Origin of the sequence: Streptomyces thermolilacinus SPC6 (assembly GCF_000478605.2) — a bacterium.
Classification (GTDB): Bacteria; Actinomycetota; Actinomycetes; order Streptomycetales; family Streptomycetaceae; genus Streptomyces; species Streptomyces thermolilacinus.
Map to the genome: position 1 here is coordinate 145,668 of NZ_ASHX02000001.1, position 22,819 is coordinate 168,486.

The following is a 22,819-nucleotide window of genomic DNA, read 5'->3' on the forward strand; positions in this document are numbered from 1 at the left end:
GCGGATGCCCGGCGTACGGCGCCTTTCCTTGCGGGGCGCGTGACGGGTGCACCGGGTCCGGAGGCCGTGTGGGGTTCCGGGGCGGTGGAGGTGAGGGCGGCGGTACGGGGCTCGGGGGCCGTACGGGGCAGGGCGGCCGCGCGGGCGGGGGCCGTGGCGCTGGTGGGTCTCGTGGGCTGGCATGTCGTACCGGCCGGGATGTGGCTGCCCCGGGTGCGCGGGGCGTTGTGGCCCGCGCTGGACGGGCGGGGCGATCCGGGGCGGGTGGCGCTGACGTTCGACGACGGGCCCGACCCCGATACGACGCCGTTGTTCCTGCGGGCGCTGGACCGCCTGTCCGTGCGGGCGACGTTCTTCGTGCTGGGCGAGCGGCTGGAGCGGGCCCCCGCGCTGGGGCGGCGCATCGTCGCGGAGGGCCATGAACTGGCCGTCCACGGCTGGCGGCACGACCCGCCCTGGGTGCCCCGGCCGGTGCGGGACGTGCGGGAGGTGGCGCGGGCGGCGGCGCTGGTCGGGGACGTGATGGGGCGCCGCCCGCTCTGGTACCGGCCGCCGTACGGGGTGCTGACGGGCGGCCGCTGGGCGGCGGCGCGCGCGGCGGGGCTGCGTCCGGTGCTGTGGTCGGCGTGGGGCCGCGACTGGACGGCGGACGCGTCGCCCGTGAGCGTCCGCGCGGAGGTGGCGCGCGGGCTGCGGGGCGGGGCGACGGTGCTGCTGCACGACTCGGACACGATGTGCGCGCCCGGTTCGTGGCGGGCGGCGCTGGGCGCCTTGCCGGGGCTGATCGCCGACTGCCGGGAGCGGGGGCTGGTGGTGGGCCCGCTCGCCGACCACGGCACGGGCCGCCCGGCCGGCGCGGTGCGGGGGCGTACGGACCGCGCCGTCTGAGGCTCCGAGGTTCGGGGGCGAGGGAGCGCCGAGATGTATGTGCACGCACCGTGGTCCGTGCGGCTCTACGCGTCCTGCCGCGCGGATGCGGGCGCGGGTACGGCGGCTCGGGGCTCGGGGGCGGTGGGTTCGGGCAGGGCGCGGAAGAGGAGCCAGCTCAGGGCGGGCATGGCGATCAGAGGGGTGAGGGCCGTCTCCAGGGAGACGGAGTCGGCCAGGTGTCCCAGCAGGGGGCTGACGAGGCCGCCGACACTGACGGTGAGGCCGAGGGTGACGCCGCCGGCGGTGCCGACGCGGGAAGGCAGGTAGTCCTGGCCGAGGGTGATCTGGAGGGAGAAGGGGACGTACAGGCCGACGGAGGTGAGGGCCACGAAGGGGAACATGGCCGGGCCGGGTGCGTGGATCACTCCGGTGACGGCGGCGACGGAGAGCAGATAGGCCCAGCGGGATACACGGACGCGGTCGTAGCGGTTGGCCAGGGCCCCGCCCAGCACCGAGCCGACCGCGCCGCCCAGGAACAGCAGGAACAGGGCGATGGTGCCCGCGGTGGCGCTGCCCTGCATGCGCTGCTGGGCGTGGAGGGAGATGAAGGTGCTCAGTCCGATGAAGACGATGGAGCGGAAGACGACCGCCAGTGACAGCTTCACGAAGGAGGCCACATCGTCGGTGCCCCGAGGCGCCTCCGTCCTGGACGTGCCTGCCTCGGGCCGCGCGAGCATCCGGAGCACGGGCACGCACAGGGCGGCGCCGACGAGCGCGGGCAGGACCAGGACGGGCGTCCAGCGCAGGGAGCCGTGTCCGATCACGGCCGACACCATGAGCGGGGCGAGCGCGAAGCCTATGTTGCCGCCCAGGGAGAACCAGGCCATCGCGCTGTGACCGCCTTCGCCGGCCAGCCGGGCCACGCGGGCCGACTCCGGGTGGTAGGCGGCCACCCCGATCCCGGAGACGGCGACGAAGATCAGGGTGAGCCCGTACGAGCCGCTCAGGCCGCTCAGCGCGATGCCCACACCGCCCAGCAGGGTGCTGACCGGCAGCAGCCACGGCATCGCCCACCGGTCGGTGAGCGCGCCGAACACCGGCTGGGCCACCGAGGACAGCAGGGACGCGGCCAGCACGATGCCGGAGGCGACCGCGTAGGTGTAGTCCCGTTCGGCCACGAAGAACGGGATCAGCGCCGCGACGGCGCCCTGGTAGATGTCGACGCAGGCGTGTCCCACGGCCAGCAGGGAGATCGATGTATTCCTTCGCATCCCCCTCATGCTGGGAGAAGCACCGGGTGTCGCGCTTTCGGTAGATTGACAAAGGATGCAGGAAATCCGCCACGAATCCGTCGCGCCGACCCGGACCCAGCGCCTGGCGTCCGGCGGCGAGATCGATGCGCACCGCCATGACGATCACCAGATCGTCTACGCCGGCCGGGGCACCATCGCGGTGACCACCGACGCCGGTTCCTGGGTCGCCCCCGCCACCCGCGCGCTCTGGATCCCCGCCGGCACCGTCCACCGGCATCAGGCGCACGGCGAACTCGACCTCCACCTCGTCGGCCTGCCCACCACCGAGAACCCCCTCGGCCTCGACGAACCGGCCGTCCTTTCCGTCAGCCCCCTCCTGCGCGAGCTCATCGTCGCGTACACCCGCGACCCCGACAACGACAGCCCGCCCCGCCTGCGCCTGCGCGCCGTCATGCTCGACCAGCTCGCCCTCTCCCCCGAACAGCCCCTGCACCTGCCGGTCCCCACGGACCCTCTGCTCCGCGAACTGCACGACGTCCTGCGCGCCGACGCGGCCGACAACCGCTCCCTCGACGACCTCGGACGCCAGATCGGCGCCAGCGCCCGTACCCTCTCCCGCCGCCTCCGCGACGACCTCGGCCTCACCTACCCCCAGTGGCGCACCCAGATCAGGCTCCACCACGCCCTGATCCTCCTGGCCGACGACGTCCCCGTCACCACGGTCGCCCACCGCTGCGGCTGGTCCTCTGCCAGCACCTTCATCGACGTCTTCCGCCGCGCCTTCGGTCACACCCCCGGCGCCCGCCCCGTCACCTGACAGGACCCGGTCGGCGGACAGGTCCTGGTCCTGCCCGTCTTCGTCGTCCTCGTCCGACTCCGGCGCGCCGGAGTCGCGCAGCGGGCGTGGGGTCCCGGCGGCCGGGACGTCGGCGGCGAAGCCGTAGCGGCCGAACCGGGTCGAGTTGCGGTGCTTGAGCGTGGCCCGTTCGGGTCATGGCGGTCGAGGTCGGCTGCCGCGCGAGTACGGGAGGCGGCGGACGCTCGTACCCGGGCCGCCGGAGGCGCGCACCGACGTGGTCGCTACGACCTGTGGAAGGGCAGTCGGCGGGCGCACCAGCTGTGCGGCACCGGGTGCGGGTGCCAGTGGCGGTCCCACTCGGCGCGGTGGGCGCGGCGGTGGGGGTGTCCGGGGGTGTGGCCGCCATGGACGAGGGCGCCCAGGACGGCGGTGATGGCGGCGAGCTCCGCGCTCGTCGGTGAACCGTGAACTATCCGCAGATGGTGGCGCATTGGTCCATCGTTCGACGCGGACACCGCACCCGCATCCGCTCCCCGGTCACTCTCCCCGGGCCGCTCCCCCGCCCTTCCATCGCCTGCCCCTGCCCCGCCCTCCCCCGGCCCCGACCCCGCCCTCGCGCCGGACCCGGCCGGACGGTCCGGCGCGCGTCGGGGTGGCGGCCGGATGGGTGAGCGGCCGGACGGCTCTCGTACGGCATATGCCCTGCCCGCCGCCGGGTCGGGGCGTTTCCGGGCCGCTTTCCGGTGACGTTGCGCGACCGTCTCGACGCGCGCGGTCGCCCGTGCTCGCACATTCTTTGAGTGAACGCGAGCAACACGCGACGAAAGGGCTCGACATCATGGCCACGTTGTGCAGACCCGCGGTGTCCGTCCCCGAGCATGTGATCACCATGGAGGAGACGCTCGAACTGGCGCGGACCATCCACGCGGACCACCCGCAACTCCCGCTGGCCCTGCGCCTGATGGAGAACACCGGGGTCCGCAAGCGGCACATCCTCCGGCCCATCGAGGAGACGCTGAAGCACCCCGGCTTCGAACAGCGCAACTCCGTCTACGAGGCGGAGGCGAAGGCGCGGGTGCCCGCGGTGATACACCGTGCGCTGGAGGACGCGGAGCTGCGCGCCTCCGACATCGATGTGATCATCTACGTGTCGTGCACGGGCTTCATGATGCCGTCGCTCACGGCCTGGCTGATCAACACCATGGACTTCCGCAGCGACACCCGCCAGATGCCCATCGCACAGCTGGGCTGCGCGGCGGGCGGCGCCGCCATCAACCGGGCGCACGACTTCTGCAGCGCCTACCCGGACGCGAACGCGCTGATCGTCGCGTGCGAGTTCTGCTCGCTCTGCTACCAGCCGACCGACCTGGGCGTCGGAAACCTGCTGTCGAACGGCCTGTTCGGCGACGGGATCGCCGCGGCCGTCATGCGCGGCAAGGGCGGCACGGGCGTGGAGCTGGAACGCAACGGCTCGTACCTGGTGCCGGAGACGGTGGACTGGATCGCGTACGACGTCCGGGACACCGGGTTCCACTTCAAGCTGGACAAGCGGGTGCCGGGCACCATGGAGCCGCTCGCACCGGCACTCAAGCAGTTGGCGGGCCAGCACGGTTGGGACGCCTCCGACCTGGACTTCTACATCATCCACGCGGGCGGTCCGCGCATCCTGGACGACCTGAGCAAGTACCTCGGGGTGGCCCCGGAGGCGTTCCGCTTCAGCCGGGCCACGCTCACCGAGTACGGCAACATCGCCAGCGCCGTCGTGCTGGACGCGCTGCGCCGGCTGTTCGACGAGGGCGGTACGCCGGACTCCGCGCGCGGTCTGCTGGCCGGGTTCGGGCCTGGGATCACCGCGGAGATGTCCCTGGGCCGCTGGACGACGTCGGGGTCCTCCCCCGCGACCGCCCGCATCGCCTCGCGCGGTGCGCCCGTCACCGTCACGCCCAACGCGTTCATCGACGCGTTCACGGACACCGAGGAGCCCGGCCGTGCTGGATGAGACCACGACGACCGCACGGGCCGAGCGGGAGGGCACCGCCGGTGCCGGGCCCGCCCTGCCGCCCGTGCGGCATTGGCCGGCGCTCGACCTGCACGGGGTGGACTTCGACCCGGTGCTGGCCCGGCTGATGGAGGAGGGCCCGGTCACCCGCATCAAGCTGCCGAACGGGTCCGGCTGGGCCTGGCTGGTGACCCGGTACGACGATGTGCGCATGGTGACGAACGACCCGCGGTTCAGCCGGAAGCTGGTCGTGGAGAACGACGTCACCCGGCTGGCGCCGCACTTCATCCCCGTGGACGGGGCGGTCGGGTTCGAGGACCCGCCGGACCACACGCGGCTGCGGCGCGCGGTGGCGCCCGCGTTCACCACGCGGGGCGTCGAACGGCTGCGCGACCGTGCGCGGGAGATGCTGGACGAGCTGGTCGCGGGCGTGCTGCGGGACGGGCCGCCGGCCGACTTCACGGAGCGGCTTCTCGGGCCGTTCCCGCTGGCCGTCGTGTGCGAGCTGATGGGCGTCCCGGCCCAGGACCGGCCCCGGATGCACGAGTGGACCAATCTCATCCTGTCGTCGGCGCAGGGCGCGGAGCGCAGCCAGCGCGCCAAGGAGGAGATGTGCGGCTACTTCGCCGAGACGATGCGGCGTCGGCGCGGCACCGGCGGCGAGGACGTCATCGGGCTCCTGTCGGCCGCGGTCGAGGCCGGGGAGATCACCGAGTCGGAGTCGGTGGGGCTGGCGCTGCTCGTCCAGATCGGCGGCGAGGCGGTCACCAACAACACGGGCAACATGCTGTACATCCTCCTGACCAGGCCGGATCTGATGGATCGGCTGCGCGCCGACCGGGAGGGCAGGCCCCGGGCGATCGAGGAACTGCTGCGGTACATCCCGCACCGCAGCGCGGTCGGGCTGTCGCGGATCGCGCTGGAGGACGTCACGGTCGCCGGGGCGCGCATCCGCGCCGGTGACGCGGTGTACGTGTCGTACCTGGCGGCCAACCGCGACCCGGACGTCTTCCCCGACCCGGAGCGCATCGACTTCGACCGGTCGCCGAACCCGCATGTGTCGTTCGGGCACGGGCCGCACTTCTGCGTCGGCGCGATGCTGGCGCGGCTGGAGTCGGAGCTGCTGGTGGACGCGCTGGCGGACCGGTTCCCGGGGCTGCGGCTGGCGGTGCCCGCGGAGGAGGTCCGGTTCCGGCAGGGCGCGCTGATCCGGGGCCCCGAGTCGATGCCGGTGACGTGGGGATGAGCGCGCACGCCAGGCCGGACGGGCTGCTGGTGCCGACCGGGCACGGCCGCACCCTCACGGCGCCCGCCCACCAGGTGACGTTCAAGGTGACGGGTGAGCACGCGCGGGCCGCGTCGAGCTTCGAGGTGGTCGTGCCTCCCGGGTTCGACGTGGGCGCCCATGTGCACGCGCACAGCGAGGAGCTGTTCTACCTGCTGGAGGGCGAGCTGGACGTGCTGGCCTTCGAGCCGCGCGTACGGACGCGGGACGACTGGCGGAACTGGGAGTCGCGCAGCGGGCGGCGGACAGTACGGGCGACGCCCGGCACGGTGATCGTGGTGCCGCCGGGATGCCCGCACGCGTTCGCCAACCGTACGGACGAACCGGCGAAGATGTTCTTCCAGGCGTCCCCTCCCCCGGACCACGAGCGGTACTTCGAGGAGCTGCTGGAGATCCTCGACGGCGGTGGCCCACCGGACCACGCGGCCATCGCGGCGCTGCGGGCCCGGTACGACATCGAGCAGCTGACGCCGATGCGGCACGACGCGGACGGCACGGTGGGCGCTCCCGTACGGCCACCCGCGCCGGGCGAGTACGCCGCCGGGTGAACGCGAAGGCCCCGGGTCGCCCCTCCAGGGGCGGCCCGGGGCCCTTTGCTGTCCGGTCGGGCGCTCAGTGCCTCGGCACTTCCGGGTGCCCGCGTACGTCAGTACCTCTGGCTGGTACCCCGGTACCTCTGGCTCCGGTCCCGGCGCCCCGGGCCGGTGCCGCTCGCGGGTGTCAGGCGGGCCTCCTCCTGCGGGCGCGGGGCGCGCCGCCGCGCTTCTCGCCCGTCGCGGCCATGGCGGCGCCCAGCAGCAGGGCGATGACGCCGACGATGATGTTGTTCCACACGCTGCGGGTCGTGTCGACGTTGCCGGCGACGAGCCACGGCGAGATGATCGTGAACGCGCCGATGGCCACGGCGCACCAGGCCATCGCGTGGGTCCGCTCGTACGCGGAGCCCAGGAGGCCGCCCATGCAGAGGGCGTACGCGATGCCGAGGATCAGGTTGCACACGGCGAGCGCCGTGAGCCCGTTGAAGCCCACGATCCAGGGTGATGCGGCCAGGTACACGCCTGTGAGGAAGGCCAGCGCCTCGACGGCCTGGCCGCGGGGGGTGCTGGTCGCCTGCTCGAACCGGGCGCGCATCTCGGCGACGTCGGGGTGGTGCTCGATGGTCGGGTGGGTGGTCATTGCGGGCCGCCTCCTGTGAGAAAGCCTTTATGTGCCCTTTACGACTATGGAACGCCCATTGACCCATTCAGGTCAATACCGACTTTTGCACCTTGTCCTGGGCGGCCGCGCCGGGCGAACGCGACCGGACGGGCAAGCTCGGGCGGCGGCGGGCCGGGGCGGGCGGCGGGCCGTGGCGGGCGGTCGATAGCCTGCGCGGATGGTGCGGAACGGGTGGGCGGAGTGGGGGCGCCGGGCCGCGGGCGCGGTCGTCGGCTCGGCGGTGGGCGACGCGCTGGGCGCGCCCTTCGAGTTCGGCCCCGAGGGGGCGTTCTCCGCCCGGTTCCCCGAGCCGGGGACGGGCGGGGAGATGTGCGGGGGCGGCGGCTGGGACCCGGGCGAGGCCACGGACGACACACAGATGGCCGTCCTGGTCGGAGAGTCCCTGCTGGAGCGGGGCGGGCTGGACCTGCCGGACGTGTTCGCCCGGTTCCAGCGGTGGGCGGCGTCCGAGCCGAAGGACATCGGCCTCCAGACGGAGGACGTCCTCACCGGCGGCCTGCCGTGGGACCGGGCCGCAAGGGCGCACTTCCGCGTCAGCCTGCGCGCCGCCGGCAACGGTTCGCTCATGCGGGCCTCGACGGGCGCCGTCCGTTTCGCGCGCGGCGGCCGGACGGTCACCATGGACGCCGCCCGGCGCATAGCGGCGCTCACCCACGGAGACCCGGCCGTCTGGGAGGGCACCGCCGTCTTCCACGAGCTGGTCCGGGTCGCCCTCCTCGGCGGCGACCCTCTCACGGCGCTGCCGGACGCCTTGGCCTCGCTCCCGGCCGAGCAGCGCCCGCGCTACGCCACGGTCCTGGCGCCGGACTGGCACCCCGGCCTCGCCACCGAGTTCAACGGCGCCGTGTGGCCCTGCCTCGGATCGGCGGTGTGGGCGCTGCGTACGACGGACTCCTTCGAGGGCGCGCTCCGTGCCGCCATCGACCTCGGGGGCGACACGGACACCGTCGCCGCGGTGACCGGTGGGCTCGCGGGCGCCCGCTACGGGCTGGACGCGATCCCCGCCCGCTGGACCGAGCCGCTGCACGTCCCCCTGCCCGGCTTCGGTGGGCGGGTGCTGCGCGCGGCCGACCTGACCGACCTGGCGCACCGCCTCGCGGGCTGACCACCGACCGGCGGCCAACGGGGCGGGTGCGCCGCACGGGGCGCGGGTGCGCCGCACAGGGCCCGGCGGAGGAGCGGGTCCGGCACGGCGGGGCGCGGGCGCCCGGGGCGACACCTCTGCGGCGCGCTGTCGTTGAGCAGCCGCAGAGGGGCGTCTTCGCGGTCGCCCCGCCATGACCGCCGACCCGACCGAGAGGGAGAACCATGAGCCTCCGTACCCCCGCCACCACCGCCCTCGCCGCAGCCGCCGGGGCACTGCTGCTCGGCGCCGCCGGTGCCGCGAGCCAGGCGCAGGCCGCACAGCCCGCCCCGCAGGCGGCGCCGGACGCCCCGGCCTCGTCGAGCGACGGCGTGGCCCTGGTGAAGAAGGACACCGTGACCCCCTGGTCCATCACCGACTTCCTCCTCGGCAGCGGGAACTGACGGAGACATCCCGACGGCTCCCGTATGTCCGGCAAGGGGATAAACGGAGTCGTTACCACCATGTTTCGGCCGTGTTGCGGCTCACACACCGCACCGTTTCACGCATGGTCCACGCTTGAACCGGATCGGCGACGGCGCGTCAACCTGCGGTGACATCCGGTCACCCGCCGGGCGTCAACCTGGGAGTGTCGATTTCAGGTCACTGCTTTAAAACATGACAAAACCTGAAAACCTTCACTGAATGTGCGTCAACCACCCAGGAACGGCAGGCTGTTCACGCACCACGACCCGAACAGCAAGTGAAGGAAAGTGATGACCATGACGCACCTGCGGACATCTATACGGCGTACTGCCATTTTCGGGGCGATCACCGCCGCAGCGATGACCGCGCTGGCGCCCGCCGCCGTCGCAGCCCCCGAGCGGGCGAGCACGGGTGAGACACGGCTCTACGCGCCGAACGCACTGGTCCTCACCATCGCGCAGGGCGACACGGCCGCGACGGCCACGCCGCTTCGCGCGGTGACCCTGACCTGTGCGCCCTCCCCTGGCGGTACCCATCCCTCGCCGAAGGAGGCCTGCGCCGAGCTGCGCGCCGTGGACGGCGAGTTCTCCGCCTTGCGCGGCGACGAGGAGCGTGCCTGCATCAAGATCTACGACCCGCTGGTCGTCACGGCCGAGGGCGTCTGGGAGGGGCAGCGCGTGCAGTACGAGCGCACGTTCGGCAACTCCTGCGAGCTCGGCAACGAGGCCGGTCCGGTCTTCGCCTTCTGAGCGCTCCTCCGCTGAGCGCCGCCGCCCGGCGCTCCCTGCGAGCGCCGCCCGGTCCCCTCGCGGCCCGCGTCCTCTCCACGGCACCCTCCCCTGCCACGGAGAACGGCGCGGGCCGTCGCCGTGCGCGCGACGGGAGGGGCGGCTGACACTGGTGGGGCGAATAGGGGCATACGTGAGTACGGGGTGCCGCCTCCGGCACCGCCCGCCCGTGGACGCCGGTCCCGCAACGGGGCCGGACCGTGAGTCGTGGAACGTGAGCCATGGATGTGGACAGCGTCGCCGACGAGTTGTACGGGCTGCGGCCCGCCGAGTTCACCGCGCTGAGGGAACGGCGCGCCGCCGAGGCCCGCACGGCCGGGGACGGCGAGGCCGCGGACCGCATCCGGGCCCTGCGGCGCCCGACGCTCGCCGCGTGGGCGAGCAATCTGCTCGTACGGGCGCGGCCGGACGAGGCGCGGGCGCTGGTCGCTCTCGGGGACGGGCTGCGGCAGGCGCACCGGGATCTCGACGGTGCCAAGCTGCGGGAACTGGGACGTCAGCAGCATGTACTGGTGGCCGCGCTGGCGCGGGAGGCGCAGCGGCTGACGGCCGAGGCCGGGGAGAAGATCGGTGAGGCCGCCCGGGCGCAGGTGGAGGCGACCCTGCACGCGGCGCTCGCCGACCCGGACGCGGCCGAGGAGTGGGTGGCGGGCCGCCTCGGCAAGGCGCTCAGCGCACCGGTCGGCTTCGCGGCGGCGGGGCTCGGCGAGGAGGCCGGGGCACGGCACCTGTCGGTGGTGCCGACCACGCCCGGCACCACCGAGGACGCACCCCGCACCGGGAAGGCCGGCAGCCCGCGCGCCAAGCTGTCCCTGGTGGGCCACCGGAGCGGTACCCGGGCGAAGGACCGGGACGATGCCGGTACAGCCCGTACGACCCCGCCGGACGCGGCTGCGGCACGCCGGGCCCGCGAGGAGCGCGAGGCGGAGCGGCGGGAGGCCGAGGAGCGGGAAGCGGAGCGGCGGGAGGCCGAGGAGCGGGCGGCCGCCGCCCGGCAGGAGGCGGCAGCGCGTCAGGACGCGGCGCGGCACGCCGTGGAGGCGTTGGAGGGCGCGGAGCAGCGGGCCCGTGAGGCGGACCTGCGGGTGGAGGAGCTGGCCGTGCTCCTCAAGGAGGCCCAGGCCCGCCGGGACGCCGCCCACGGCACCGTACGGGAGACGAAGGAGCGGGCCCGGGAGGCGGAGAAGGCCGCCCGGCAGGCCGCACAGCACGCCCGGGAGGCCGAGCGGCTGGCTCGGGGCTCGACGCGACGGGGACGGTGAGACGCGGGGACGGTCGGCTCCGGGACCCGGGGCGGGGGCTGTGGCGGAGCGGGCCAATGGGCGGGAGCCGTGGCGCCGCGGACCCAGGGCGGAATGGGTCCGGGGCCGAGGGCCCGGTCGGTCGGGGGCGGGCGCGGGGGGCGGGCCTCGGGCGAGGGTCGCGGTGGTGCGGGTCGGCGCTACGAGTGGGCCGCCCGGGTCGTGGGCGGTGCCGGGGTCGGCGGGACGGGCTCCCAGGGCCGGTGGGCGAAGCGGTGGAGGTAACGGACCTTGATGCACAGCGACCACGGGTCGATGGGCTTGACCAGCAGGTCCGCCGCGCCCAGCCGCATCGCCGTGCGGGACAGCTGGGCGTCGACGCCCATGCCCGTCACGAGAATGACCGGAATGCGGCGGGTCTGCTCCAGCCGCTGCATGTAGCGCAGCACGTCGAGGCCGCTCACGCCGGGCATGACCACGTCCAGGACCGTCACCGCGACGCCGCCCCGCAGCACCGCCTTCAGGGCGGCGTCGCCGCTGGTCGCGGACTCCAGGGGGTAGCCGAGCGGCGAGAGGGCGCTGTACAGGGCGAACAGGTTGTCCTCGTGGTCATCGACCAGGAGGACCTTCTCTCCGGCGGGCATGGGACCTCACCTCCGCTCCTGGGGCCGCGCCGGTCCGCACCCGGGCCCCATCCCTCCAGGATGCCCTCGTACGGGCGCGGACGGCAGAGGCCCGACGCGACGGGTCCGGCGAGGTGGCCGAACTGATCGCGTCGGGCCTTCCGGGAGGTCAGAGCCGAGGGCACGCGAGACAGCCGCCCCGAGGCGCCGAGGAGCCCGGCCGGGCCCTGAGCGCGGCGCCGGGCAGCGGGCCAGGCCAGGCGTCCGTACCGGGCCCGCGAGCGCGGAATCAGGAAGGGCTTCCGGTGAGGAGCCGCTCCACCTCGGCCAGCTCCGCGTCGTCGAACGGCGCGGCGTCGAGAGCGCCCAGGTTCTGGTCGAGCTGCCGCACGCTGCTCGCGCCGACCAGGACGGACGTGACGCGCCGGTCGCGCAGGGTCCAGGCGAGGGCGAGCTGCGCCAGCGTCTGGCCGCGTCCCGCGGCGAACGCGTTCAGGGCGCGCAACCGCCCCAGCCGGTCGTCGGTGAGCACGTCCCGCTTGAGGAAGTGGCCGATGGCCATGCGGGAGTCGGCCGGGACGCCCTCCAGGTAGCGGTCCGTCAGCTGTCCCTGGGCGAGCGGTGAGTACGCGATCACTCCGGCACCGGCCTCGTCGGACGCGGCGATCAGCCCGTTCCGCTCGATGGTGCGGTCCAGCATGTTGTAGGCGTGCTGGTTGATCAGGAGCGGAGTGCCCAGCTCCCTGAGGGCGGCGGCCGCGCGGATCATCTGGTCGGGGCTGTAGTTGGAGAGGCCCACGTACAGCGCCTTGCCCTGCCGTACCGCCGTGTCGAGGGCGCCGACCGTCTCCTCGACGGGCGTGTCGGGGTCCGGCCGGTGGGAGTAGAACACGTCCACGTAGTCCAGGCCCATGCGGGTCAGCGACTGGTCGAGGCTGGCGAGCAGGTACTTGCGGGAGCCCCACTCGCCGTACGGGCCGGGCCACATGTCGTACCCGGCCTTGGTGGCGACGAACAGCTCGTCGCGGTAGGGGCGGAAGTCCTGGGCGAAGAGGGTGCCGAAGTTCGCCTCGGCGCTGCCGTAGGGCGGGCCGTAGTTGTTGGCGAGGTCGAAGTGGGTGACGCCCCGGTCGAAGGCGTGGCGCAGGACGGCGCGCTGTGTCTCCAGCGGGCTCGTGTCGCCGAAGTTGTGCCACAGGCCGAGGGACACCTGCGGCAGCAGGACGCCGCTGCGCCCGCACCGCTGGTACCGCATGGTCGTGTAGCGGTCGTCGGCGGCGCGGTAGGGGGCCGGTCTCACGGGGCTCGTCTCCTGCCTTCTCGGGCTGTCCAGGCTGCGGGGGCTCGGTGCACCGGGCCCGGCGGCCCCCTTTTCCATGAGGTTAACCGGCGTACGGCGGACCGGTGCGGGCGGGCGGGCGCCGCCCTTCGAGGTGATCGGGGCGACGGCGCACGGGTACGGGCAAGACTCCGGCAACGCGTGAGCGCGCCGACACTTCGGTCGGCGCGCTCACGTTGCGGGCCTTCTCGGCCGTAGGGCGGCGTCGGGTCAGCGGGAGGCGAGCAGCAGGCGGCACTCCGTCTCGTGCTCGCCGGAGACATGCTGCGTGGACCGCACGTCGAAGAGCCTGCCGAGGGCCTTCTCCACCTCCTCCACCGAGTGGTGGTCACCAGTCAGCAGCGCCTCGACCTCCGTGCTGAGCCGGGGCGTCGCGGTGGGCTCGCCCGAGTGGGCTGAGCTGTCGAACGTGGCCATCCACACGGTGGGCTCGCGCCCGGAGGTGGAGTGCGGTGTCACGTCCTCGCAGCCGGCGAAGACGTCGTCCAGCGCCGCGAAGACCGCCTCCGCGTCCGCGCGGCCGCAGTCGCTGAGCTGGACGGTGACATCGCAGTCGGCGGGGTGCTCCCCCGTACGCCGGTTCGCCGTGTCCTTTCCCAGGTCGCTTGCCATGGCGTTCTCCACGTCCTTCCGTCGGGTCCTGCGGAACGAGTACCCGTCTTCCCCGTGGCGGCACGGATGGCACCCCTGTGCCACTCCGCTGGCGGACGGGCACGGCGCGTGTTTGCGGGGAGACATGCCTGGTACCGGGGTGGGACCAACGGGGGCCATCAGACGGCACAGATGAGAGGAACGGCCATGCCCGCAGGATCCAGCTCCAAGCGCGAGCGGCAGTACGAGCACATCAAGGACAGCGCCCGCGACCGCGGCGAGGGCGAGAAGCGCGCCAAGGAGATCGCGGCGCGCACGGTCAACAAGGAGCGGGCGCGCAGCGGCGAGACGAAGTCGTCGGGCTCGGGATCCTCGCGGTCCTCCGGTTCGTCGGGGTCGTCGGGGAGCGGGAGCTCGGGCAAGTCGTCGTCTCGGAGCTCCTCCTCGTCGAAGCGGGGCGGCTCGGAGGGCGCCACCTACGACGAGCTGTACGCGGAGGCCAAGAAGCGGGACATCCCCGGCCGGTCCTCGATGAACAAGGCCGAGCTTCAGCGCAAGCTCGGCAAGTGATCCGCCGGGGCGGCCGTCCTACGCGGCGTCTCCGCCGAGCGGGCTGTCGTCCAGGTGGGCGAGCAGGTCGGCGGGGTCGGCGTAGAGGGCGGCCGCTCCCGCGTCGGTGAGGTCGGCGCGCGGGATGCCGCCGCACAGGAGCCCCACGCAGGTCACTCCGGCGCGGGTGCCTGCCTTCATGTCCCAGACCGTGTCGCCGACGAACACCGACCGGTCGGCGGGCGCGCCCGCCAGTTCGAGCGCGTGCCGCACCGGGTCGGGGGCCGGTTTGCCCCTTTCGGTGTCGTCGGCGCTGGCGATGGCGGTGACGGCGTCGTCTGCGTCGATGGCGCGGCGGAGCGCGGCCAGTTCGGCGCCTCCGGCGGAGGTGGCGAGGACGACGGTCCAGCCGCGCCCGGCGAGGGTCTTCAGCAGGCGCCCCGCGTCGGGGAGCGGTGCCAGGCGATCGGAGTACGTGCCGTAGAGCGCCTTGTGGGCGGCGCTGATCGAGGCGTCCGCGCTCCGGTCCCGGTCGGGGTCGAGGAGGTGCTCGACGAGATCCTCGGCGCCGAGCCCGACGGCCCGGTGGATCGCGTGCGTCGGCACCTGGTGTCCGGCCTGCCGGAAGGCCTCCCACCAGGTCGTGACGTGGAGGTGGTTCGTGTCGGCGAGGGTGCCGTCCACGTCGAACACGGCGGCGCGTTTCATGGTGGTCCTCTCTGTACGGCTGGTGCGGCTCGGTACGGCCTGTACGGCCGGTGGCTGTGTGGTCCGGCTTCCCCACCTCGGCCGTCCCAGCCCTCGGCTCATCCCTCGACGCCGGTCGCGTGGTGGGAGGCGCCGACGGGTTTGGACTCCGGGGAGCCGCGCTGGCGCAGGTACACGGAGAAGATCGCCATGGAGCCGATGGCGAGGAGCTCCGACTGCCAGTTCTGGAGCGTGCGGCCCCAGAAGTCGGGCTCGGTCAGGTACTCGGACCAGGTCACCGGGCTCTCCAGCTCCCGCAGCCGCTGCTCGCCGAACGCGGCGGCGCCGCTGACGGACTGGGCGTACCAGGAGCCGAGGAACACGACGCACATCCAGATGCCCAGGGAGCGCGAGTACAGAAGCTGCCGCAGACCGCCCGCCCCGGCCCAGCGCGGGGACTCGGGGGTGGCGTGGCGGCCGACGCGCTGGTCCTCGTCGGACTCGGTGCCGGCCTTGTGCATCTCCTTGGACTCCGGGGAGCCCCGCTGGAGCAGCCACACGGTGCCGAAGAGGTAGAGGAAGAACTGAAGGTACTCGGACTGCCAGTTCTCGGTGACGGCGACCGCGAAGTGGGCGGAGGCCAGATAGCGGCCGAAGCCGATGGGATCGGCGCCGAGGGAGCGCATCTCGTCGTTGTACTCGGCCTGCCCGGCGACCGCCTGCCAGAAGAGGGTGACGAGGAACATGGCCCCGAAGACGAGGGAGAGCCCGTTGTCCTTGGCGAAGCGGAGGAAACGGTTCGTCGGTGGGGTCATCGGTGGATCGCTCCGAGGACGGTGAAGTAGACCAGGCCGCAGACGAGGGTGAGGGCGTACAGCGTGAACATGGTGCGCACGTCGGGTCAGTCCCCCTTCACACGGCAGTCGTAGGGCCGCTCGGGGCGCGGGACGCAGCCGGCCGCCCTGACCTTCCAGCCGTCCCGGAACCGGGTGACGAAGTACGTGTCGTGTTCCAGGACGACGCGGGCCTGGTGGCCGTACACGTCGGTGGCGCGGACCCGCCCGGGTGCCGGGAGGGCTGCGTCGGTGAGCCCGGCCTCGCAGGAGGGCCCGGGGTCCTGGGCGAGGGCCTCGCGGGTCGCGGGGGCGAGGAGGCGGCACGCGGCGGCGTGGCCCGACCTCTCGGCGTGGTGGGCGAAGCGGAGGGCGGCGGTGGTGACGGCGTCGCGTTCGGCCTCGGGAGCAGAGCAGCCGGTGGCGGTCGCGGTGGCCGCGGCGACGAACGCGAGAGCGGCGGGTCGGCGGCGCACAGGGGCTCAGCTCCTCTCGTCGCCTGGCCTCGCGGGGCCTTCCCGGAGGTGTGGGTTACGAGCATGGGGGCACGGGGGCGGCCATTCACGTCACCCGGGCGCGACACCCGGTGAGCTTCCTTCTGGTGCCGTATCGGCGGGTGCGCCGGGGCGGTGTACGGCGAGGGCACGCACGGCGGCGGCGGAGGTTCCGGGGGCGGGCGTGCGCGGTAGCGCGGGCGGCGGCTGCCCGGTGGTGGCGGGCAGCCGACCGGTGCCCGGGGGTGGAGGCGCTGCGGGAGGCCCGGTCTTGGTGGGGCTGGGGTGCGGCGGACGGGGTACCAGAAACGCATCGGAGCGACGAACAGGAGGGCGAAATGCCTGGTCACGAGCGTGGTGCCACCAGGAATGCGAGCGGTGGGCCCGGGGCCTCGGGGACCGGGGAGCAGCCGGACGGACTGTCGCGGGGCCGCCGCGAGACACCGGATGAGCGGGCCGACCGGCAGTGGGGCGAGCTGGTCCAGGAGATACGCGTCGCGCAGACGGGCGTGCAGATCCTGTTCGGTTTCCTGCTGACGGTCGTCTTCGCGCCGCGGTTCGCGGACCTGTCCGATCTGAACCGCGGCATCTACATCACCACCGTCGTCCTGGGCGCGGCCGCCACGGGAGCGCTGATCGGGCCCGTGTCGTTCCACCGGATCGTCTCGGGCCGCCGGATCAAGCCGCAGACGGTGGTGTGGGCGTCACGCCTGACGTTCGTGGGGCTCGTGCTGCTGCTGGCGACGATGGTGTCGGCGCTGTTCCTGGTACTGCGGGTGGCGACGCACGACGGCTTCGTTCCGTGGCTCGTGTCCGGGGTGGCGCTCTGGTACCTGGTGTGCTGGTTCGTGCTGCCGCTGTGGGCGCGGAACCGTTACACGACGCGTGGCTGAGGGCCTGCGAGGACCTGCTCGATCGTGTCCGCCTGGGCGGCGGGCTTGTCGGGACGGTGCCGTACGACGCGGGCGAAGCGCAGGGTGACCCCGGCCGGGTAGCGCGGGGAGCGCTGGAGTCCGTCGTAGGCGATCTCCACGACCAGCTCGGGCCGTACTCGGACGGTGAAGCCGTCGTCCGAGACGGCCAGTTCTCGGAGCCGGTCGGTCTGCCGGCGCAGCATCGTGTCCGTCAGGCCCTTGAACGTCTTGCCGAGCATCACGAACGTGCCGTCGGCGGCGCGGGCGCCCAGGTGAAGGTTGGACAGCAGCCCGGTGCGCCGCCCGTGGCCCCATTCGGCGGCGAGGACGACCAGGTCGAGCGTGTGGACCGGTTTCACCTTCAGCCACGAACGCCCCCGCCGCCCCGCGCTGTAGGGCGCGTCGAGCGCCTTGACGAGGACGCCCTCGTGGCCCCGGTCGAGGGTGTCGGTGAAGAACGCCCCGGCGGCGTCGCGCTGTGCCGGGTCGGCGGGGTCGGTCACGACGGTCCGCCGGACGCGCATCGGTTCGGGGACGAGCCGGGCCAGCTCCGCGTGCCGCTCCCGGCCCGGCAGGTCCAGCAGTACGGCCCCGTCGGCGGCGAGGACATCGAAGAACACCGGTGACACGGGGCGGGCCGCCGCGGCCGTGGCCACATCGACACGTGAACTCACACGGGAAGCGGTCTCCTGGAACGCCACGGGCCTGCCCGCCGCGTCCAGCGCGATCACCTCGCCGTCGAGAACGAACGTGTCGCCCGCGATGTCCCGTGCGACGGTCACGACCTCGGGCAGGCGGTCGGTGATCTCGTCGAGGGAACGGGTGTAGACCCGTACATCGTCGCCCTCCCGGTGCACCTGGATGCGGATGCCGTCGAGCTTCTCCTCCACGACGCACGGGCCGAGCGTGGCGAGCGCGTCGGCGACGCTCTTCGCGGTGTGGGCGAGCATCGGCTGCACGGGGGTACCGACCTTGAGACGGAACCGCTCCAGCGCCGACGGCCCCTCGGCGAGCAGCGCCGTGGCGACCCTCGGCAGCGACCCGTCGAGCATCACCGCGCGGCGTACCTCGGCGGCCGGGGCGTGGGCCGCCTTCGCGACCCCCTCCAGGGCGATGGCGTCCAGAGCGCCCTGCCGTACTTCGCCGGTGAGCAGCCGGAGCAGGAACCGCTGCTCGGGAGCGGTGGCGGCGGCCATCAGGTCGCGCACCAGGCGCCGCCGCTCGGTCTGGGAGCCCTGCCCGCTCACCCCTGCCAACGCGGTCAGCGCGGCGTCCGTCCCGGCGACGGTGAGGGTCGCGTGGTCCGCGGGCGGGACCGGCTCCTTCAGGGTGCTCCACCCGACGCCGATGCGGCCCTGCGGGAGGCGGCCCGCGAGATAGGCGATGACGAGGGGGACCTCCGCGGGCGGGGTCGCGGAGAACAGGTCGGCCAGCACGGCGATCTTGCGGGAGCGCGCCGAGGTGGCGGCGACCTGCTCGGAGACGTCTGCGAGTCGGGCCAGCAGCATGCCGCCATCGTGCCTGCCGCACGCGCCACCCGCACGCGGGAGCCCCCTGCGACGCGTGCGGGTGTGACGCCCGGGGGGTGTGATGCGTGTGGGTGTGACGCGTGGGGGTGTGACGCGTGGATGCCCGGCGGCGTGGTGCCGGTGCCCTTCGGTGCGGCGGGTCCGGGTGCGGCAGCGCGGATATGGCGAGTGGGGCGAGTGCGGCTGCTGTTGCTCGGGGGGATGTCGGCGCGTGGTCGTCGGCGCGTGGTCGAGGATCAAGCCGCATGTCTCCCCTACTTCACTCAACTCCCCTACGATTCCGGCGACTTCATATGCGCTGACCGGAAAGCAGGGGACGTTATGGGCGTGTTGGCACGTTCTGCGGGGGCCGCCGTGGTGGCTGGGGTGCTGGTACTGGGTGCCGGTCCGAACGCGGCGGTGGCCGCCGATCCGGGCCAGCTGTCGTACGGCGCCTCCACGGGGGTGGGGGTCCACAACGCGTACGAGAAGGACAAGTACCGGTACTTCGCCGACGCGCTGGACTCGGGCGCGGCGATGCTGGAACTGGACGTGTGGACCAACGCGTTCGGCCGGTCCTGGCGGGTGTCGCACAGCAATCCCCTCGGCAACGACAACAACTGCGAGAACGCCGCGCACGCGGGTGAGCTGCGCACCAAGGCCCGCAACCAGGACCTCGGCGGCTGCCTCGCCGACATACGCGCCTGGCACGACGCCCACCCGGGGCACCACCCGGTACTGCTGAAGATCGAGATGAAGGACGGTTTCCAGGGCCGGTACGGGCGGGGGCCTGCCGCGCTGGACGCGTTGCTGACGGCGCGGCTGGGTGACGCGCTGTTCCGGCCGGCCGACCTGATCGGCGCCCACCCGGACCTCGACACGGCCGTCCGCACCGACGGGTGGCCCAGCCGCGCCCGGCTGGCGGGCAAGTTCATCATCGAGCTGATCCCCGGCACGGTGGAGGAGGACAACCCGGCCGACTCCCTGTGGACCGACCGCGAGTACGCGAGCCACCTGCGGGACCTCGCCGCCGCCGGGCGGCTGCGGGAGGCCGGCGCGTTCCCGGCGGTGCACCGGGCGCAGTCCGGTGACCCTCGCCTGCGGTACGCGGACGCCGGGCTGCGGCCGTGGTTCGTCGTGTTCGACGGGGACGCGTCGGTGTACGCGAGCGGATCGGTGGACACCTCCTGGTACGCGCGGCGGAACTACCTGGTCGTCATGACCGACGCGCACAATGTCGCCCCCGCCATCGACGGAACCAACCCGACCGAGACCCAGGCCCGTGAGCGGCTCGCCCTGCTGGCCGGACGGCACGCCAGCGTCGTGTCGGCCGACTGGTACCCGCTGCCGTCCGTCTTGTCCTCGGTCGTCCCGCGCGCGAGCTCGTAGGGACAGCGCCACCACGTGCCTGCCCGTCAGACGCCCTGGTCGTCGCCACGGGCCGGGCACTGGGGCTGGGCCGTCACGGGGCGGGCCCCGGCGTGGCCATCGGCGCCGTCACCCCACTCTGGGGCGCCGCAGGCCGAGGCGGGCGAGGAGACCCGTACGCGACGCTCCCCGGCGCCCTCCGGGTGTGGGCGGGACGGTGTGCCCGGGCGGTGCGGCGGGCGCCTTCGGGGCAGGACGCCGCCGCGACCGGTGCGGCCCCCGCCCATCGGCCACCCCACGCCCCGCCCGCCGCCCGGCCTTGACCGGTAGCGGAGGGGCAGCGGCTGCGGCAGCCGCGCCGGTGTCCGCACTCACCGGAACGGCTTCCTCCACCATCCCGGACCGCACGGGCGACGGGCCCCGGCCGGGCACCGAGCGACGTACGGGGGATGCGTGCGCCGACGGCGATGGCGCGCAGGCGGCGGCCTGGGAGGACGAGGCGGGCCGGGGTGCCGGTGTCGCCGCTTCGGGCGGGGCCGGGGCGCGTGGAGTCGTGGAAGCCGCCACCCTGTTCGCCTCCGCCGTGCCGGGGCGCGGGGCGGGATGGTGCGCTCGGGCGGTGCGGATGGCTTCCGCGAGGCGTGCCCGCAGGTCCGCCACCTCGGCCGGGTCGTCGGCGACCAGCAGCCGGTCCGCCACCCCGCGGGCCGCGGGCGACTCCGGGTGGCCGTGTGGCGGGGCGGGGCGGAGTCGATCCAGATGGAGCCGCTCGTACACGTCCGGGACGAGCTCGGCCACCTGGAGCGGGGCGAGGAACGAGGCGAGGACCGCCGCACTCCCCCAGGCGTCGGCCGCCCGATCCAGCAGCAGTCGGCGGTGCCGAGCCCGCCACCTGCGCGGCCGGCTGTCCTCGCCCGCCTTGAGCCGGTCCCTCAGATCCGCCGGGGCCCGGCCGGTGAGCAGGTCCCGATGGCGTGCCGCGCCGTCCACGACCTCACGGGCCAGATAGAGCCAGACGACCGCGCGATACCGGTTCAGGTAGTAGGCGACCGGAGAGAAATGGCCGGTTCTCGCCAGTCTGGTGAAGCGCTCGGGCGAGATTCCGGCCAGTTCGGCCGCCTGCGCCGTACCCACCGTGCTGACGCACTCTCGCAAGTCCGCCGGGAAGCCGGGCTCGGCGCGGAGCCGGTCGATCTCCTCCTTCGGCACCCTGGGACGCCCGCCCGTCGGCGCGCGCACCGTCCGCACATACCCCAGGTGTACCGCGAGGTCGAACTCGCTTCTCCGCAATGCCAGTTCCTGCGCCGCCCTTCCGTAGGCGACGGTGTTTCCGGTCTGTTCGACCACCATGCCGGTCTCCCCCATCCTTCACTTGCGACTACTCTCTGTGACGAAGGTAGCGCAGTCGAAGCTTCCCCGCCCGACCTTGTGGATAACTCTCCGTGATCGTGCCGGGGGTCGGGAGCGGGAGCTGGGACCGACGACGCCGGACGCTACGGGACGTCCGGTGCGGCGGCGCGGCGTGAGGCCACGGCCAGGTGGTCCCCGACGCGGTTGACGAGCAACGTCATCTCGTACGCGACATGGCCGACGTCGGCCTCGGAGGCGCTGAGTACACAGAGGCAGCTTCCCTCACCGGCGGCGGTCACGAAGAGTAGGGCGTCTTCGAACTCCACCATCGTCTGGCGGGCCTCCCCCACCCCGAAGTGGCGTCCGGCTCCCCGGGCGAGGCTGTGGAGGCCGGACGAGACGGCAGCGAGGTGTTCGGCGTCGTCTCGGAGGAGTCCGCTGCTGGCGCCGGTGACGAGTCCGTCGTTCGACAGCACCAGGGCGTGGTGTATGTGCGCCACACGCTTGGTCAGATCGTCCAGGAGCCAGTCGAGTTCCTTGTCGAGCGCCATGCCCGGTCCTCCCCGTTTTCGTAAGTCCCCGTGTTCCCCGTGTCCGCGTAAGCCTTACCCACCGAGGTGGGCCCGGCAAGCGCCCTGCCGGTCACCGGGTCACGAAACGGACTCGAGCATGCGGGGCCGTGTGAACGCGGCCCCCATGTTCGGAGCCACATGCGAAAGCTGTCGAATATGACAGCGCGATGTTCCCGAACAACCATGGACGCTCGTACCTGTGCGCGGGATGCCGCACGCACGGGTGAGGGATCATGAACGCATGAGCGACGACCACAGGGACGTGCAGGAGTTCTTCACGGCACGGGCGGCCGACTGGGACGCGCGCTTCCCCGACGACGGCCCGGCGTACGAGGCGGCGATCGCCGACATCGGGCTCCGGCCGGGCGACACCGTCCTGGACGCGGGCTGCGGCACCGGGCGTGCGCTGCCCGCGCTGCGGGCCGCCGTGGGGCCGACCGGCACGGTCGTCGGCGTGGATCTGACCGCGGCGATGCTGGAGGCGGCGGTACGGGCGGGCCGGGACGGCAGTGGGGTACTGCTGCTGGGCGACGTGGGCGGGCTCCCGCTGCGGGACGGGCGCTTCGACGCGGTCTTCGGGGCGGGGCTGATCTCGCACCTGGCCCGGCCCGCCGAGGACCTGCGGGAGCTGGCTCGCGTGGTGCGGCCCGGCGGGCGGCTGGCCCTGTTCCACCCGGTCGGGCGAGCGGCGCTCGCCTCACGGCACGGACGGCCGCTCGCCGGCGACGACCTGCGCGCCGAGCCGAACCTGCGGCCGCTGCTCGCCGGATCGGGCTGGCGGCTCGTGTCGTACGTGGACGAGGACAGCCGCTTTCTGGCGCTGGCCGAGCGCGTGGCCTGATCTCCGGGTTGCCTTCATCTCCGGGTTGCCTTCACGCGCGTAGCGGGCGCTTGGACGGAGGGCGCGGCGGGTGGCTGAGGCGCGGGCGGCGGCCGGGTGTGGGCGACGGGGGTGCCAGGCGGGGCGGCTGGACACGGCTGGATGGGGG

General features: G+C 73.6%; 25 protein-coding genes. 13 read left to right on the forward strand and 12 right to left on the reverse strand.

From position 1 onward, the window contains the following. Positions 1 to 162: 162 nt before the first annotated feature. A complete protein-coding gene (locus J116_RS00730; protein WP_037949139.1) occupies positions 163 to 888 on the forward strand; it encodes a polysaccharide deacetylase family protein in 726 nt (241 codons plus the stop codon). Between the two features lie 65 nt (positions 889 to 953). Here J116_RS00730 and J116_RS00735 read toward each other — a convergent pair whose 3' ends face one another. Beyond that, positions 954 to 2,141, reverse strand: a complete 1,188-nt coding sequence (locus J116_RS00735; RefSeq protein ID WP_023591283.1) for an MFS transporter — start codon at positions 2,139 to 2,141, stop codon at positions 954 to 956. A gap of 55 nt (positions 2,142 to 2,196) precedes the next feature. Here J116_RS00735 and J116_RS00740 point away from each other — a divergent pair, with 55 nt between their 5' ends. Beyond that, entirely contained in the window at positions 2,197 to 2,940 is a 744-nt protein-coding gene (locus tag J116_RS00740) for an AraC family transcriptional regulator (protein ID WP_023591282.1), read from the forward strand. A gap of 263 nt (positions 2,941 to 3,203) precedes the next feature. On the opposite strand, the gene J116_RS28120 is transcribed toward J116_RS00740, so the two are convergent. Further along, complete coding sequence (locus J116_RS28120; protein ID WP_079147613.1) at positions 3,204 to 3,413, reverse strand: acyl-CoA carboxylase subunit epsilon; 210 nt, start codon at positions 3,411 to 3,413, stop codon at positions 3,204 to 3,206. A 347-nt stretch (positions 3,414 to 3,760) separates the two neighbouring features. Between J116_RS28120 and J116_RS00745 the strand changes: the two genes are divergently transcribed. The 3 genes from J116_RS00745 to J116_RS00755 are packed head-to-tail and all read left to right on the forward strand — an operon-like array spanning position 3,761 to position 6,754. Then, entirely contained in the window at positions 3,761 to 4,921 is a 1,161-nt protein-coding gene (locus tag J116_RS00745; protein WP_079147614.1) for a type III polyketide synthase, read from the forward strand. Positions 4,922 to 4,976: 55 nt separating this feature from the next. Then, positions 4,977 to 6,167, forward strand: coding sequence for a cytochrome P450 (locus J116_RS00750; RefSeq protein WP_028964828.1), 1,191 nt, complete (start codon positions 4,977 to 4,979; stop codon positions 6,165 to 6,167). Next, positions 6,164 to 6,754: a cupin domain-containing protein gene (locus J116_RS00755; protein WP_023591278.1), complete on the forward strand. Its 591-nt coding sequence runs from the start codon at positions 6,164 to 6,166 to the stop codon at positions 6,752 to 6,754. The genes J116_RS00750 and J116_RS00755 overlap by 4 nt, the downstream gene beginning before the upstream one ends. Before the next feature lie 172 nt (positions 6,755 to 6,926). Here the strand turns inward: J116_RS00755 and J116_RS00760 are convergent, their stop codons facing one another. Continuing rightward, complete coding sequence (locus J116_RS00760) at positions 6,927 to 7,382, reverse strand: SPW repeat protein (protein ID WP_023591277.1); 456 nt, start codon at positions 7,380 to 7,382, stop codon at positions 6,927 to 6,929. Positions 7,383 to 7,581: 199 nt separating this feature from the next. Between J116_RS00760 and J116_RS00765 the strand changes: the two genes are divergently transcribed. From J116_RS00765 to J116_RS00780, 4 genes are all read left to right on the forward strand, one after another. Beyond that, positions 7,582 to 8,529, forward strand: coding sequence for an ADP-ribosylglycohydrolase family protein (locus J116_RS00765; RefSeq protein WP_023591276.1), 948 nt, complete (start codon positions 7,582 to 7,584; stop codon positions 8,527 to 8,529). A gap of 203 nt (positions 8,530 to 8,732) precedes the next feature. Continuing rightward, positions 8,733 to 8,951 (forward strand): hypothetical protein, encoded by a 219-nt coding sequence (locus tag J116_RS00770; protein ID WP_023591275.1) that lies wholly within the window; start codon positions 8,733 to 8,735, stop codon positions 8,949 to 8,951. Between the two features lie 318 nt (positions 8,952 to 9,269). After that, positions 9,270 to 9,722 (forward strand): subtilase-type protease inhibitor, encoded by a 453-nt coding sequence (locus J116_RS00775; RefSeq protein ID WP_028964827.1) that lies wholly within the window; start codon positions 9,270 to 9,272, stop codon positions 9,720 to 9,722. A 260-nt stretch (positions 9,723 to 9,982) separates the two neighbouring features. Continuing rightward, entirely contained in the window at positions 9,983 to 11,023 is a 1,041-nt protein-coding gene (locus tag J116_RS00780) for a hypothetical protein (protein ID WP_023591273.1), read from the forward strand. A 179-nt stretch (positions 11,024 to 11,202) separates the two neighbouring features. Here the strand turns inward: J116_RS00780 and J116_RS00785 are convergent, their stop codons facing one another. The 3 genes from J116_RS00785 to J116_RS00795 all read right to left on the reverse strand — a co-directional run bounded on the left by J116_RS00785 (position 11,203) and on the right by J116_RS00795 (position 13,576). Further along, the gene (locus J116_RS00785; RefSeq protein ID WP_023591272.1) at positions 11,203 to 11,646 is read right to left on the reverse strand and encodes a response regulator; all 444 of its coding nucleotides are present in this window, start codon (positions 11,644 to 11,646) and stop codon (positions 11,203 to 11,205) included. Between the two features lie 268 nt (positions 11,647 to 11,914). Beyond that, positions 11,915 to 12,880 carry an aldo/keto reductase gene (locus J116_RS00790; protein ID WP_051204063.1) on the reverse strand — a complete coding sequence of 322 codons (966 nt, stop codon included), beginning with the start codon at positions 12,878 to 12,880 and terminating at the stop codon, positions 11,915 to 11,917. A gap of 294 nt (positions 12,881 to 13,174) precedes the next feature. Then, a complete protein-coding gene (locus J116_RS00795; protein WP_051204062.1) occupies positions 13,175 to 13,576 on the reverse strand; it encodes a hypothetical protein in 402 nt (133 codons plus the stop codon). 186 nt (positions 13,577 to 13,762) lie between these two features. Between J116_RS00795 and J116_RS00800 the strand changes: the two genes are divergently transcribed. After that, positions 13,763 to 14,125, forward strand: a complete 363-nt coding sequence (locus J116_RS00800) for a hypothetical protein (protein WP_023591270.1) — start codon at positions 13,763 to 13,765, stop codon at positions 14,123 to 14,125. Between the two features lie 18 nt (positions 14,126 to 14,143). Here the strand turns inward: J116_RS00800 and J116_RS00805 are convergent, their stop codons facing one another. The 3 genes from J116_RS00805 to J116_RS00815 form a co-directional block, all read right to left on the reverse strand. After that, on the reverse strand, positions 14,144 to 14,812 hold the full coding sequence (locus J116_RS00805; protein WP_023591269.1) for an HAD family hydrolase: 669 nt from the start codon (positions 14,810 to 14,812) through the stop codon (positions 14,144 to 14,146). 98 nt (positions 14,813 to 14,910) lie between these two features. Beyond that, positions 14,911 to 15,606 carry a DUF6766 family protein gene (locus tag J116_RS00810; protein ID WP_023591268.1) on the reverse strand — a complete coding sequence of 232 codons (696 nt, stop codon included), beginning with the start codon at positions 15,604 to 15,606 and terminating at the stop codon, positions 14,911 to 14,913. Positions 15,607 to 15,692: 86 nt separating this feature from the next. Further along, positions 15,693 to 16,100, reverse strand: coding sequence for a hypothetical protein (locus J116_RS00815; RefSeq protein WP_023591267.1), 408 nt, complete (start codon positions 16,098 to 16,100; stop codon positions 15,693 to 15,695). A gap of 356 nt (positions 16,101 to 16,456) precedes the next feature. Here J116_RS00815 and J116_RS00820 point away from each other — a divergent pair, with 356 nt between their 5' ends. After that, the gene (locus J116_RS00820; protein WP_023591266.1) at positions 16,457 to 17,011 is read left to right on the forward strand and encodes a DUF6328 family protein; all 555 of its coding nucleotides are present in this window, start codon (positions 16,457 to 16,459) and stop codon (positions 17,009 to 17,011) included. Here J116_RS00820 and J116_RS00825 read toward each other — a convergent pair. Next, positions 16,993 to 18,540: an ATP-dependent DNA ligase gene (locus J116_RS00825; protein WP_023591265.1), complete on the reverse strand. Its 1,548-nt coding sequence runs from the start codon at positions 18,538 to 18,540 to the stop codon at positions 16,993 to 16,995. The two genes, J116_RS00820 and J116_RS00825, sit on opposite strands and share 19 nt — an antisense overlap. Before the next feature lie 342 nt (positions 18,541 to 18,882). On the opposite strand from J116_RS00825, the gene J116_RS00830 reads away from it, so the two are divergent. Next, positions 18,883 to 19,929 carry a phosphatidylinositol-specific phospholipase C domain-containing protein gene (locus J116_RS00830; RefSeq protein ID WP_028964825.1) on the forward strand — a complete coding sequence of 349 codons (1,047 nt, stop codon included), beginning with the start codon at positions 18,883 to 18,885 and terminating at the stop codon, positions 19,927 to 19,929. 108 nt (positions 19,930 to 20,037) lie between these two features. On the opposite strand, the gene J116_RS00835 is transcribed toward J116_RS00830, so the two are convergent. Then, positions 20,038 to 21,258, reverse strand: coding sequence for a DUF6397 family protein (locus J116_RS00835; RefSeq protein WP_051204010.1), 1,221 nt, complete (start codon positions 21,256 to 21,258; stop codon positions 20,038 to 20,040). Positions 21,259 to 21,401: 143 nt separating this feature from the next. Further along, on the reverse strand, positions 21,402 to 21,809 hold the full coding sequence (locus tag J116_RS00840; RefSeq protein ID WP_023591262.1) for a roadblock/LC7 domain-containing protein: 408 nt from the start codon (positions 21,807 to 21,809) through the stop codon (positions 21,402 to 21,404). Between the two features lie 262 nt (positions 21,810 to 22,071). Between J116_RS00840 and J116_RS00845 the strand changes: the two genes are divergently transcribed. Further along, the gene (locus tag J116_RS00845) at positions 22,072 to 22,671 is read left to right on the forward strand and encodes a class I SAM-dependent methyltransferase (protein ID WP_023591261.1); all 600 of its coding nucleotides are present in this window, start codon (positions 22,072 to 22,074) and stop codon (positions 22,669 to 22,671) included. Positions 22,672 to 22,819: the final 148 nt, after the last annotated feature.